This is a genomic window from Marinomonas pollencensis (genome assembly GCF_003387375.1).
Taxonomy (GTDB): Bacteria; Pseudomonadota; Gammaproteobacteria; order Pseudomonadales; family Marinomonadaceae; genus Marinomonas; species Marinomonas pollencensis.
Genome location: NZ_QUNG01000012.1, coordinates 62,455 through 75,938 on the forward strand (window position 1 = coordinate 62,455; position 13,484 = coordinate 75,938).

At 45.2% G+C, this 13,484-nt stretch carries 11 protein-coding genes; 9 read left to right on the forward strand and 2 right to left on the reverse strand.

Annotated elements, in window-relative coordinates:
• The first annotated feature begins 21 nt into the window (after positions 1–21).
• Both DFP81_RS14815 and DFP81_RS14820 read left to right on the forward strand, forming a co-directional pair.
• Positions 22–1,668: an ABC transporter permease gene (locus DFP81_RS14815; RefSeq protein ID WP_115898685.1), complete on the forward strand. Its 1,647-nt coding sequence runs from the start codon at positions 22–24 to the stop codon at positions 1,666–1,668.
• Between the two features lie 58 nt (positions 1,669–1,726).
• A complete protein-coding gene (locus DFP81_RS14820; RefSeq protein WP_115898686.1) occupies positions 1,727–2,794 on the forward strand; it encodes an ABC transporter ATP-binding protein in 1,068 nt (355 codons plus the stop codon).
• A 64-nt stretch (positions 2,795–2,858) separates the two neighbouring features.
• Here the strand turns inward: DFP81_RS14820 and DFP81_RS14825 are convergent, their stop codons facing one another.
• Complete coding sequence (locus DFP81_RS14825; protein ID WP_115898687.1) at positions 2,859–3,368, reverse strand: YchJ family protein; 510 nt, start codon at positions 3,366–3,368, stop codon at positions 2,859–2,861.
• A 79-nt stretch (positions 3,369–3,447) separates the two neighbouring features.
• Here DFP81_RS14825 and sbcB point away from each other — a divergent pair, with 79 nt between their 5' ends.
• The 3 genes from sbcB to DFP81_RS14840 all read left to right on the forward strand — a co-directional run bounded on the left by sbcB (position 3,448) and on the right by DFP81_RS14840 (position 6,884).
• Positions 3,448–4,899: an exodeoxyribonuclease I gene (sbcB, locus tag DFP81_RS14830; protein WP_115898688.1), complete on the forward strand. Its 1,452-nt coding sequence runs from the start codon at positions 3,448–3,450 to the stop codon at positions 4,897–4,899.
• Between the two features lie 13 nt (positions 4,900–4,912).
• The gene (locus DFP81_RS14835) at positions 4,913–5,956 is read left to right on the forward strand and encodes an AI-2E family transporter (protein ID WP_115898689.1); all 1,044 of its coding nucleotides are present in this window, start codon (positions 4,913–4,915) and stop codon (positions 5,954–5,956) included.
• Between the two features lie 223 nt (positions 5,957–6,179).
• Positions 6,180–6,884 carry a dienelactone hydrolase family protein gene (locus tag DFP81_RS14840; protein WP_115898690.1) on the forward strand — a complete coding sequence of 235 codons (705 nt, stop codon included), beginning with the start codon at positions 6,180–6,182 and terminating at the stop codon, positions 6,882–6,884.
• A 69-nt stretch (positions 6,885–6,953) separates the two neighbouring features.
• Here DFP81_RS14840 and DFP81_RS14845 read toward each other — a convergent pair whose 3' ends face one another.
• Positions 6,954–8,060, reverse strand: a complete 1,107-nt coding sequence (locus DFP81_RS14845; protein ID WP_115898691.1) for an ABC transporter ATP-binding protein — start codon at positions 8,058–8,060, stop codon at positions 6,954–6,956.
• Between the two features lie 270 nt (positions 8,061–8,330).
• Here DFP81_RS14845 and DFP81_RS14850 point away from each other — a divergent pair, with 270 nt between their 5' ends.
• The 4 genes from DFP81_RS14850 to DFP81_RS14865 all read left to right on the forward strand — a co-directional run bounded on the left by DFP81_RS14850 (position 8,331) and on the right by DFP81_RS14865 (position 13,387).
• Complete coding sequence (locus tag DFP81_RS14850; protein WP_115898692.1) at positions 8,331–9,206, forward strand: carbohydrate ABC transporter permease; 876 nt, start codon at positions 8,331–8,333, stop codon at positions 9,204–9,206.
• Entirely contained in the window at positions 9,206–10,057 is an 852-nt protein-coding gene (locus DFP81_RS14855) for a carbohydrate ABC transporter permease (protein WP_115898693.1), read from the forward strand. The genes DFP81_RS14850 and DFP81_RS14855 overlap by 1 nt, the downstream gene beginning before the upstream one ends.
• 82 nt (positions 10,058–10,139) lie before the next feature.
• Positions 10,140–12,110 carry a beta-galactosidase gene (locus DFP81_RS14860; protein ID WP_115898694.1) on the forward strand — a complete coding sequence of 657 codons (1,971 nt, stop codon included), beginning with the start codon at positions 10,140–10,142 and terminating at the stop codon, positions 12,108–12,110.
• 50 nt (positions 12,111–12,160) lie between these two features.
• Entirely contained in the window at positions 12,161–13,387 is a 1,227-nt protein-coding gene (locus tag DFP81_RS14865; RefSeq protein WP_115898695.1) for an ABC transporter substrate-binding protein, read from the forward strand.
• Positions 13,388–13,484 lie beyond the last annotated feature (97 nt).

The following is a 13,484-nucleotide window of genomic DNA, read 5'->3' on the forward strand; positions in this document are numbered from 1 at the left end:
TGAGAGATTGGATAAACACAGATGCCTAATCAACATAGGGTTGGTACAGGGGAAGGTTTTGCCTGGTTAACATGGGCTAGCATCACGATTGCTTTGCTATTGGCGTTGCCTGTTATGGTGATAGTGGGCAATCTTTTTACGGACAGTGATGGGGTATGGTCCCATTTATGGAATACCGTACTGACGGACTATGTTAACAATTCCTTGCTATTGATGGTGGGGGTTGCCATAGGTGTGCTCTGTATAGGTGTGCCGGTTGCTTGGTTAACCAGTGTGTGCCGCTTTCCTGGCTCGACCTGGCTAAGCTGGGCGCTGCTGCTGCCTTTGGCGATGCCTGCTTACATCATCGCTTACACATATACCGGTTTGCTGGACTTTGCTGGGCCAGTACAAAGTGTTATTCGAGCCATTACCGGGCTTGGTTACGGGGAGTATTGGTTTTTTGAGGTGCGTTCTTTAGGCGGAGCGATCATCATGTTAAGTCTAGTACTTTACCCTTATGTGTATCTAATGAGTCGTGCGGCTTTTCTGGAGCAGTCGGCCAACACGTTAGAGGTGAGCCGAACCCTAGGTTATTCTCATTTGTCGGCCTTTTTCCGGCTCGCTCTGCCATTGGCCCGACCAGCCATCATTGCTGGTTTGACCTTGGCGATGATGGAGGTGCTCGCAGATTATGGAACAGTGCAATATTTTGGGGTAGCGACTTTTACCACCGGCATTATGCGGACTTTTTATGGTTTTGGTGATTTAGCCGCGGCTTCCCAGTTGGCGGGTATTTTATTGCTGTTTGTGTGTGTGCTTATTTTTACTGAGCGCTATTCGCGCCGCAAACTACGGTATCACTCTTCTGGGTTGCGCAAAGCCAGCCAACGCGAGCTAGTGCTAAGTGGCTGGCGTGGGATCGCCGCCTTGCTGTTTTGTATTTTACCCGTACTGTTTGGTTTTATATTGCCGGCTGGGGTTTTAGGGTATTGGTCTTTGTTTGAAGCAGAACCCTTAACTTGGGATTTTCTGTGGTTAGCATGGAACTCATTTTACTTGGCCTTATTAGCGGCTTTGATTGTCGTGTCTTTGGCAATCGTGCTGTGTTATGCACTTCGGCTGCGTCCTAGTCGTTCGGTTGAGGGCGCCGTCGCGTGTGCTGGAGTGGGGTATGCGTTACCCGGTACTATTATAGCGATTGGAGTCATTGTGCCTTTAGCCTGGCTGGACCATGGTTTAATCGCTTTGGTAAAAGACATCACTAACGAGAAGATAGGTCTGCTGTTTTCTGGCACCATTGTCGCTTTGTTATTTGCTTACGCGGTGCGCTTTATGGCGGTGTCCTTGGGGGCAGTACAAAGCGGTTTAGGTAAAATTAAGCCAAGCATGGACATGGCAGGGCGCTCGTTGGGTTTAACGCCTATTCAGGTGTTAAAAAGAGTGCATTTCCCCTTGTTAAAAGGGTCGTTATTGACCGCATTATTAATTGTTTTTGTCGATGTATTAAAAGAATTGCCGGCGACCTTAATCCTGCGGCCATTTAATTTTAATACCCTCGCAGTGAGAGCATTTGAGTTGGCGTCTGATGAGCGATTAGTCGATGCCGCGCCAGCATCCATTATGATTGTATTGGTAGGTTTGATCCCAGTTGTGTTGTTAAATCGCTCAATTTCAAAAACTCACTAGAAGGGTGAGGGGTTGTCAATCAAGGCGGTTTTAGCAAAGCGTCGTTTTAGGAAATGTCATGAGTTCTTTTACATCAAGTAAAGCACTACAAGAATTAAACATACGCCAGTTATCCGTAGGTTATCACGGACAGGCTGTGGTCCATGAGGTGTCGTTTGATTTAACGGCAGGACAAATCGGTTGCTTATTAGGGCCAAGTGGTTGTGGTAAATCTACCTTGCTAAGGGCCATTGCAGGGTTTGAAAGCGTATTGTCAGGCGCTATTTTATTGAACGGGGAGCAGATTTCTTCGGTTGATTATTTGTTGCCGCCCGAACAGCGCCAGATTGGTATGGTGTTTCAAGATATTGCGTTATTCCCGCATCTTACCATTGCTGAGAACATCGCGTTTGGCTTAAAAGACAAGGACAAAAGCGCGCAATTGGCGCGAGTTAATGAGTTACTTGAATTAATTGGTCTACCTGGTTTTGGTGCACGCTACCCACATTCTTTATCTGGTGGCCAGCAGCAAAGGGTCGCGTTAGCCAGAGCGATGGCGCCGAAACCTAAACTCTTATTGATGGATGAGCCTTTTTCTGGCTTGGATGCCAAGTTGCGTGAAGAGCTTGTTCCAGACATTAGAAATATATTAAAACATGAAGGCATGAGCGCCATCTTAGTGACTCATGATCAGATGGAGGCGTTTGCAATGGCTGACATGATAGCGGTCATGGCGTCCGGCGAAATCCATCAATTTGGTACGCCGTACCAAATTTACCATCGTCCCGAAAGCCGTTTCACGGCAAAGTTTGTCGGGCAAGGAGATTTTCTTAACGCTGTGGTGTGTGATCATCATTGTTTAGAATCAGATTTAGGGCGTATTCGAGGTGTGCTTAATGATGAGCTTGCCATAGGCACTGAAGTGGATTTATTGGTTCGCCCTGATGATGTTATTCATGACGATAACAGCGAATTTAAAGGCTTGGTTATGAGTAAGTGGTTTCGGGGCTCGCACTTTTTGTATCGAGTCAAACTTGCCTCTGGCTTAGTGGTGTATTGTTTTGCTTCTTCTCATCATAACCATACTATAGGTCAAGAGATCGGCATCAATATAGAGTTGGACCACTTGGTGGTATTTACTAAATAATTTTGTCTATTCACCCAAGAAGAGCGGATGAGGCGCTCTTCTTGGTAGCGTAACTCGTTATGGCTTAACCACAGCATTTCTTATATTTTTTGCCAGAACCACAAACGCAAGGGTCGTTACGACCCACTTTATGGTTTTCAATAGGTGCTTTGACTGGAGGGGCTGTGCTCACTTCATGGCTACCAGAGACGTAGAACCATTGGTCATTTCTTTTTTCGAACAGTGACTTTTCAGTTAATTCTCCTTGCTGACTTCCTTCTACAAAACGTGCGCAAAAAGTGACGCTGCCAGTGTCATCTGTCACTTGTCCTTGTTGGCAATCCAAGATGGTCAGCTCGAGCCATTTAGTGGCGCTGTTTTCTTCTTTAATGGCTTGAGTGTCGCTCTCACTGGTGTCTTCACAAAGTCGCTGCGTGGCTTGTATGTAATCAATATCGTTGCGTGCAAAAGCGCTGTAGCGAGAGCGCATTAAAGCTTCAGCAGTCGGGGCAGAACCGGGATTTTGGTGATAGACACCACAACAGTCCTGATAGTTTTTCGCTGTGCCGCATGGGCAGAGAATTGGGTTTGCCATTGTTCGGCTCCTCACATCGCCAAATCGTTATTAAGGTGCGTATAATACGGGTTTCTTTCATGGCTAACAGGAATTATTTGTGACCTCATCGGGACCCACTTCATTTTTATGGTTTGATTTTGAAACCACAGGAACAGACCCCGCAAAAGATAGGCCAATGCAGTTTGCCGGTATTCGCACGGATCTTGAGTTTAATGTAATTGGCGAGCCAATTATGTTTTATTGTCGGTTAGCTGACGATGTGTTGCCGCAACCAGAAGCCTGTCTGTTAACCGGCATTAGTCCACAGGATGCGAACCGAGAAGGGCTTTGTGAAGCCGAGTTTATGGCCGCGATTGAGGCCGAGTTGGCGCTACCTGGTACATGTTCGTTGGGGTATAACAGTATTCGCTTTGATGACGAAGTTGTACGTCATGGTTTCTATCGCAATTTCATCGACCCGTACGCACGAGAATGGCAAAACAACTGCTCTCGCTGGGATATTATTGACCTAGTTCGAATGACATACGCGATGCGTCCAGAGGGTATCGAGTGGCCAACCGGTGAAGACGGCAAGGTGTCGTTAAAACTTGAAGCCTTAACCAAAGCCAACCATATCGCCCATGAGCAAGCTCACGATGCGCTATCGGACGTTTATGGCACTATTGAAATCGCCAAATTGATCAAAACCAAACAGCCAAAGCTGTTTGATTACTACTTAAAAATGCGCCAAAAACATGAGCTTCAGCAGTTTATTGACCCTGTACGTATGAAGCCATTTCTTCATGTTTCTGGGATGTTTGGTCAGCTAAAAAAATACAGCGCCTTTGTGGCGCCTATCGCACCGCACCCAACAAATAAAAATGGTGTGGTTGTGTTTGATCTGATGAGTGATGCTCAACCCCTGCTTGATTTAACAGTAGAAGAGATTCGACATCGGGTCTTCAGTCGACAAGAAGAGTTAGGTGAATTGCCGCGTCTGCCATTAAAAGTGATCCATTATAATAAGGCGCCAGCGGTTGCCCCGGCGACCTTTTTGAAAGATGAAGCGGTTGTGTCTCGGTTAGCACTAGATGGCGATATTTGTCGTAAGAACCTTGCGTTGTTGAAGTCTTTTCCGGGGCTTGCGGCTAAAGTGAGTGCAGTTTTCGAGCAAGAGGAACGTAGCATTCCTAAAGACCCAGATTTAATGTTGTACTCTGGCGGTTTCTTTTCACGCGAAGACAAAGCACGCATGGAAACCATTCGTAATACGCCAGCAGAAGCATTAAGTGAACTTGAATTATCATTTGATGATCGTCGTTTACCTGAAATGTTAATGCGTTATATTGCGCGTAATTACCCTGATCAGTTAAATGAGCAGCAAAGAGAAGAGTGGGAAGAATATCGCGCCTTTAAGCTAATGGATAAAGACGGCGGCGGGTCGATTGCAATGGAAGCTTTCTTTGAACGTTTAAATAGCATTGCTCAAACCCCTGATTTAGCACCAGCAAAACAAATAATGTTGCAAGATTTGTCCGATTACGCACAAAGCATTTACCCAATAGAATAGCCAAGGAGATGATATGAGTGAACAGCATAGAGGAACACACTGGTTAGTTGGTTTGGCTTCTTTTGTGATTATTATCGCGGGGCTAAAAGCGGCTTCTCAAATTGTTGTCCCCTTTATGCTGGCGGTGTTTATTGCCATTGTTTGTGCGCCTTTAATGGCAAGCTTGCGGCGTCGACGGGTGCCTACTTGGTTGTCTATTTTGCTGGTGGTTGCTGTGGTCCTGGTGGGACTGGGTGGGGTTGGTGCGCTGGTAGGTTCTTCGCTGGATAACTTATCCAGCCAGTTGCCTACCTACAAGGCTCGCTTTGCTGAAGAAATGTCGAACTTATTAGCTGGGCTAAATAACATTGGTATTCATATTTCCTACGATAAAGTGAAGGGCTATGTAGACCCTTCTTCCCTTATGCAGTTGGTTGCTAAGGCATTAAGTGGCTTAGGCAGTGCGCTGACCAATTTCGTGTTGGTCATCATGACGGTTGTGTTTATTCTTTTTGAAGCCGTTGAGTTGCCGAAAAAACTGTCTCTTGCGTTAAATGATGCGACCCAATCCCTAGAGCATTTCCGCTCATTTATTAATTCGGTCAATCGTTACCTAGTGATTAAAACGTCGGTTAGCTTGCTAACGGGGGTAGTGATCACATTATGGTTATGGGTGATCGGGGTAGACTTCCCCGTGTTGTGGGGAATGTGTGCTTTTTTGCTGAATTTTGTGCCGAATATTGGCTCTATTATCGCCGCAGTGCCTGCTGTGTTACTGGCTTTCGTTCAGCTTGGTCCTCTCTATGCTGGGCTAACCGCTCTTGGTTTTGTGGTCGTCAATTTATTTGTTGGTAATGTAATTGAGCCACGTTATATGGGACGTGGCTTGGGTTTATCGACACTTGTGGTGTTTCTTTCTTTGTTATTGTGGGGCTGGGTATTTGGTCCCGTTGGCATGTTGTTGTCGATTCCGCTGACGATTATTGTCAAATTAGCACTAGAGGCAAACCCTAAAATGCAGTGGTTAGCGGTGATGATAGATTCTAGCAGTAATCAAAAATCCAATGATAAGCATTAAAGTGAAGCAAACCGACTCTGTGATGAGCCCATGCTTGATCATCATGGTTACGTATGGGTAATAAAATAAGTGGATGCTAATCCGCTTAAATATGCAACAAAGACGACATTGTCAAAAGCCTCTTTTATAGTGTTGATTCCAAATTGCCTGACTCGTTACACTCAGGCAGCAGAATGAGCGCTTAAGCGAGTAGCGCAGGGATTTTTATCTTAGGAGATTTATAATGAGCGATACCTTTCACTCTCTTTTTATTGATAATGTGAACCGTCAACATTACCACCTAATGCCATCTGGCGAAGCGAGCCAGCCTGTTCATGTGGTAATTTGGCCGACTTATTCAGGGTTGACAGATTTTGAGAAATCGATTGCTGATAAAGTTGCCTCATTGGGTTACTCAGTGACGGCGGTGGATCTATATGGACCAGACTGTGTCTTGGAAAGCGCTGATGAAAAACTCTCTTTGATGGGTAAGCTAGTCGAAAATAGCGCGCCTCTTCATAGCTTGCAGCGAACATTAATAGACGCTTCCATGGCCGATATTCACGATAAATCAATCGTCCATATCGGCTTTTGTTTAGGGGGTCGTTTGGCGTTAGAAGCAGGTTTGCATTTTAGTGACAGTGTGGGGGCCGCGAGTTTTCATGGGTTAATGAGTTTTAATCGTGCGACTAAAGAGCAGGTGAATCCTGATCTGAAAATCATGGTGTTCAATGGTCACAATGACCCTTTGGTAAGCCCTGAGAGTTGCCAGTCCGCGAAACAATACTGGACAGAATTGGCGTTGGATTTTCAGTTTATCGACTTTGGCAATACGGTGCATTCATTTATGATGCCTAGCGCCAATAACCCTGATCACGGCAGCATGTACAACCCACAGGTAGCGAAACGCAGTTATGTTTATTTAGAAAATTTTTTGGCTGAATTTTAACTTTTGCTGTTAGTGACAGTAACACAATAAAAAAGCCCTGACGGGCTTTTTTATTGTTTGTCATTCTTATTATGAGCGAGTCGGAATAGGGCGGTTAACCAAGGCTTCTCCTTTACTGTTAAATAAATAGCAGTCTTTTTTAGCAATGCCTACTGTGACCGCTTCCCCATTTTGAGTCAGGTTCTGTCCACTGGCTTCAATGGTCAGCTTATGGCCTTTGTAATGACCGTATAAGAAACTAGTGCCCCCTAGGTGTTCAGCAACATCGACTTCAACAGTAAATGAGAAATCCGCGTCTTGAGTGGTTTCTTTTACATGCTCTGGGCGAAGGCCGAGCTTAACATTTTCATTGACGCTGACCTTGTTTGTATCAACGGTAAGCGTTATTTGCTGACCTGCTACATCAATGGTAGCTAGACTTTCATTGTCGATAGCTAGGATTTTGCCATCTAAAAAATTCATTTTAGGCGAGCCAATAAAGCCTGCTACAAACTCATTCGCAGGATTATGATAAAGCGCGAGAGGAGAGCCCACTTGCTCCACATTGCCTGCCCGTAATACGACAATTTTATCCGCTAATGTCATGGCTTCTACTTGATCATGGGTAACGTATATCATCGAAGATTTTAAACGGTTATGGAGTTGTGCGATTTGAATCCGCATATCCACTCGAAGCTCTGCATCAAGGTTGGACAAAGGCTCATCAAACAAAAAGACTTCAGGTTGACGCACAATGGCGCGGCCAATAGCGACACGTTGACGTTGCCCACCTGAGAGCTGCTTCGGTTTACGATCCAGTAAGCTTTCTAGCTGCAAAATACTCGCAGCATTGGCGACTTGGGCTTTGATCTTTGCTGGGTCAACGCCCGTCATGCGTAGCCCAAAGCTCATGTTCTCTTCGACTGTCATGTGCGGATAAAGTGCATACGACTGAAATACCATAGCCACACCGCGATCGGCAGGGGCAACACTGTTCATGTTTTGGCCGTTTATTTCTAGGCTGCCGTCTGTGATGTCTTCAAGTCCCGCAATCAAACGCAGTAATGTGGACTTACCGCAGCCAGAAGGGCCTACGAAAACCACAAATTCACCGTCTTCCAGATCTAGGTTGACGCCATGAATCGTTTCTATTTCGTTAAAGCGCTTAATGACATTTTTTAATTTTATTGTTGCCATGAACTCTATCCTAATGCTTGTTGAAGGCGGTTGCCGCCCTTCGGTTGAAGACTGTCATGATTAGGCTTCTAGATGTGACAAGCTTGAGAGTAATCATGATGGCTTGATAAGCCGTGTCTAAAGAAATCCATTTTTAATTTTGAAAACACAACACTGTGGTAATTGATAGCGGTTGCAAAAATAATAGCGCTACTCCATTATTTTACGAGGTGTTTTAACTGTCAAGTATGACAAGCCGTCATTTAATAACAATAAAAAGGTGGGTGAGCGATGCAGAAGATGCAGAGCAGACAGCAGCAATGGATGCCGTTTTTGTTTCTTACACCGGCAGTCATTTTATTCTCGGTCTATGTTATTTTTCCTATTATTCAGAGTATTTGGCTGAGTTTTTTTGAATGGGATGGGTTAGGTGAAAAAACCTTTGTTGGTTTCAGTAATTACTTCGAATTATTTACGGATGATCAGTTCTGGACCGCATTAGTCAATAATATTTACTGGTTAATCTTCTTTATGTTGGCACCGCCTATTGGCTTGTTGCTGGCGTTATTCTTAAATCAAAAAGTGATGGGCATTCGCTTTGTAAAAGCCATGTTCTTCTTTCCTTTCGTTATTTCTCAAGTCGTTGTAGGACTAGTGTTTTCTTGGTTTTATGACCCAAGTTTTGGTCTATTTAACAAGGTGCTTGGCTTGTTTGGGGCCGAACCCATTGCCGTTTTGTCAGACGAAAACTGGGTGACTTTTGGCATTATAGTCGCAGGCTTGTGGCCGCAAATTGCGTATTGCATGATTTTATACCTCACAGGTCTTAACAACCTTAGCCCTGATCAAATAGAAGCGGCGCGTTTAGATGGGGCTCATGGCTGGAAAATGTTACGCCATGTGATTCTACCCCAGCTCAAGCCCGCGACTTTTATTGCCATTGTGGTGACTGTGATTGGGGCGTTACGCAGCTTCGATTTGGTCGCGACCATGACTTCAGGCGGCCCATTCGGCAGCTCCAGTGTGTTGGCTTACTTTATGTACGAGCAGTCTATTTTTAATTATCGGGCAGGCTACGGTGCAGCCATAGCGACCATCTTGTTCCTAATCATGGATGTCTATATTGCCTACTTCTTGTGGCGTATGTTGAAGAGTGAGAAAGCCTAATGTTTCCAACACCTGTAGAGCAAAAATCATTACCCTTTAATATCAGTTATCGTGTCGCTATCTGGCTTGCCTTATTCTTATGGCTGTTGCCATTATTGGCGGTGTTGCTGACGTCTGCACGTTCCACTGCGGATTTAAACGCGGGCAATTATTGGGGAATTCCGACTCAATGGATGTTTTTGGAAAACTACACCCTAGTGTTTACTCAAACCCCCATGCTGCGTTACTTATTAAATTCGTTAATCATCACTTTGCCGGCAGTGATTGGTGCTGTTGCGCTCTCTACATTGGCAGGTTATGCCCTGGCGAAGTTTAAATTTCGAGGTCGTATTGGCTTATTTGCTGCGTTTATCGCGGGGAATTTTGTGCCTTTTCAAATTTTGATGATTCCAGTACGAAATTTGACCATTGATATGGGGCTGTATGACACGGCGAGTGGCTTGATTCTGTTCCACATTGCCTTTCAAACTGGTTTTTGTACCTTGTTTATGCGCAATTTTATTATTGGTTTACCGGATGAGTTGATCGAAGCGGCCAGAGTAGAAGGGGTCAGCGAATGGCAAATCTTTTGTCATATCGTCTTGCCTTTGGTACGCCCTGCGTTAGCAGCCTTATCAGTGTTGATTTTCACTTTCATCTGGAATGATTATTTTTGGGCCTTGGTGCTGGTACAAAGTGATGAAGTTCGCCCGATTACCGCAGGTATCAGTGCCTTAAAAGGCCAGTGGCTGGCGTCTTGGCAACTTATTTCAGCAGGTTCAATTATTGCTGCTTTGCCTCCTGTTATTTTGTTTTTTGCCATGCAACGTCACTTTATTGCAGGCTTAACGCTGGGTGCGACCAAAGGCTAAGATGAGGCTCTTGATGAGTTATTCATTGGTTAAAAATTAAAGGTGGTGAAAGCTATGATGGCTTCCACCACAGGAGTGTAATATGAAATTAGGCGTTTGTTATTATCCAGAGCATTGGCCAAAAAGCCGCTGGCCGCAAGATGCTCAGGAAATGCGTGATATGGGCATAGCGTATGTTCGTATTGGCGAATTTAGTTGGAGTACTATCGAACCTGAGCCGGGTGAGCTGCATTGGCAATGGTTGGACGAAGCGCTCGAAATTCTTCATCAACATGGCTTAAAAGTGATTTTAGGCACGCCGACCGCGACGCCACCAAAATGGCTGGTTGATCGCTACCCAGGGATGCTCGCCAAAGATCAACAAGGTCGAGTTCGTCACTTTGGCTCGCGTCGTCACTACAGCTTTGCCAGTCTTGAGTATCGAGAAGAGTGTCGTCGTATTGTTACCTTAATGGCCCAGCGCTATGGCGCGCATCCTGCGGTTGTTTGTTGGCAAACTGACAATGAATATGGCTGTCATGACACCATTTTGAGTTACGCTGAGGCGGACTTAAGTGCTTTTCGTATCTGGTTAAAAGAGAAATATGGCACGGTCAGTGCGCTTAACAAAGCGTGGGGGAATACTTTTTGGAGTATGGATTACCGTTCTTTTGATGAAGTTGAATTGCCCAATTTAACCGTAACAGAGGCCAACCCTTCCCACCGTTTAGATTTTCAGCGGTGTTGCTCTGATCAAGTTGTGGCGTTTAATAAATTGCAGGTGGAGATTCTTCGCCACTACAGCCAAGATCGTGACCTAGTACACAATTACATGGGTTTTTTTACGGCTTTTGATCACCATAAAGTAGGCCAAGATTTGGACGTGGCCAGTTGGGATACTTACCCGTTGGGCTTTTTGGATCAAGAAAGTATTTACACAGCAGAAGAAAAACACACGTATTTGCGTGTTGGTCACCCAGATTTCGGTGCCTTCCACCATGATTTATACCGCGGCTGTGGCAAAGGTCGATTATGGATTATGGAGCAGCAGCCTGGTCCAGTAAATTGGGCTCCACATAATCCGATTCCGGTTGATGGTGCGGTGCGACTATGGACATGGGAAGCGTTTTCCCATGGTGCTGAACTGGTTTCTTATTTTCGTTGGCGTCAGGCGCCTTTTGCTCAAGAGCAAATGCATGCAGGGCTATTACGGCCTGATGGTAAGGCGGCAGAAGGCGCTTCTGAGGCGGCACAAGTTGCTCAAGAAATCGCTCAATTATCATTGGCAACAGGGCTGGATGCAGACGAGCTGATGGCGCTACCGGAATCGGGTCGAGTTGCTTTAATGTTTGATTACGATGCTTGTTGGTCTCTGGATATTCAGCCACAGTCTGAGGCTTATCGTTACCTTTTTTGGTGCTACCGCTTATATGAGGCGTTACGAGAGTTGGGTTTATCTGTTGATATTATCCCGCCTTCTGCTTCATTAGACACTTATGAGTTGTTGCTGTTGCCTGCTCAGGTACATATCTCAGACGAGTTGTTGACCAGATTAAACCAGTTTCAGGGAGTGCTTTTAATAGGGCCCCGCAGTGGCAGTAAAACGCAGCAATATCACATTCCTGCTAACCTGCCACCAGGTCCATTGGCCGATTTATTGCCATTAACAGTAGAGCGGGTTGATGCGTTACCAGAGCATACTCAGCCTCATGTGTATGGCCGTTGGGGGGAGGGGAAGTTATGCCATTGGCATGAGCAAATCGCGACAAAGTTACCGAGCCTGTTAGTGGATGAAAGTGGCAAGCCAGTATTAGTGGGTGAAGGGAAATGCTTCTATTTGGCTGCTTGTTTAGACAAAGCCTTGTTAAAGACGAGCTTGGCAAAGTTGGCTGAAAAAGCGGGGTTAAGTGCAGAGTATTTGCCTTCAGGAATGCGTATTCGCCAACGGGGGGCGTTGCTATTTGTTTTCAATTATGGGGCAAAAACTGGCTGTTTCCAGCCCGATAATGCTGAGTTGCTACTAGGTTCGGCCACGCTATCAACAGCGGGTGTCGCTATTTGGCGGCGCCACTAGCAGCATCAAAATTTGATGTCATACATAAAAAGAAAAAGAGGACTTTTCAAATGAAAAAAATACCATCGTTACTCATTGGTGCGTTGGCCTGTGTGGCAGTTTCCGTTGCCCAGGCCGGCACCCTAGTTATTAACTCTGACCAAGCAGACCCTGCGCCAAAGAAAGCTTTTCAAGAGATTATTCAGAAATTCGAAGCGGAAAACCCAGATATTTCTGTGAAGTATAATCTTTATGACAAAGAAGGGTATAAAACCGCTATCCGAAATTGGTTGGCAACGAGCCCACCAGATGTGGTGTTTTGGTATGCTGGTAATCGGATGAAAACCTTTGTTGATCGTGGCATGTTTGAAGATGTTAGTGATATTTGGAAAAAAGAAAGGCTGAAAGAATTAATGCCTTCTGCCACGGCGGCGATGACGATTGATGATAAACAATATGGTATTCCTTACACCTACTATCAATGGGGGATCTACTATCGTAAGGATATTTTCGCCAAGATGGATCTACAGGTACCTAAAACTTGGGATGAGTTTTTGGCTGTGAACGCCAAACTAAAAGCCAACGATGTGACGCCGATTACCATAGGCACAAAATATTTATGGACGGCCGCAGGTTGGTTTGACTATTTGGACTTGCGTACCAATGGTTTGAAGTTTCATATGGACTTAATGGACGGCAAAATCCCTTACACTGACCCTCGAGTGCGTAAGGTGTTCGAACATTGGGGGCAGTTGGTTAAACCTGGGTATTTCCTGAAAAATCACGCGTCTTATTCATGGCAAGAAGCGCAACCTTTCTTGTATAACGGTAAAGCGGCTATGTATTTGATCGGCAACTTTATTACGCCGAACTTCCCGAAAGAGCTGGATGGCAAAATTGGCTTCTTCCAGTTCCCAATTATTGATTCCAAGGTGCCGGTAGCAGAAGACGCGCCAATGGATACCGTGCATATCCCAACTCGAGCAGCGAACAAAAAAGACGCCCGTAAGTTCTTAGAGTTTATGGCACGCTCTGATAATCAAACCCTAGTGAACGCTGCCCTGTTGCAAATCCCAACCAACAAAAAAGCCCATGCACCGGATAATGTGTTCTTAAACGATGGTGTGAAAATGCTGAATGCGGCCGCAGGAACCGCACAGTTTTATGACCGTGATACGTCTCCTCGGATGGCACAAGAAGGCATGAAAGGCTTTCAGGAATTTATGGTAAAACCGGAACGATTGGATGCAATCTTAAAACGTTTAGAGCGTGTTCGAGAGCGTGACTTTAAGGATTGATGGTTGTAATTATTACAAGTGATTTGAGTGCACTATAAAAGATAAAGGCTTGTTGAGGCGATTGCCTCAGCAGGTTTTTTTATGATTGGAATTTATG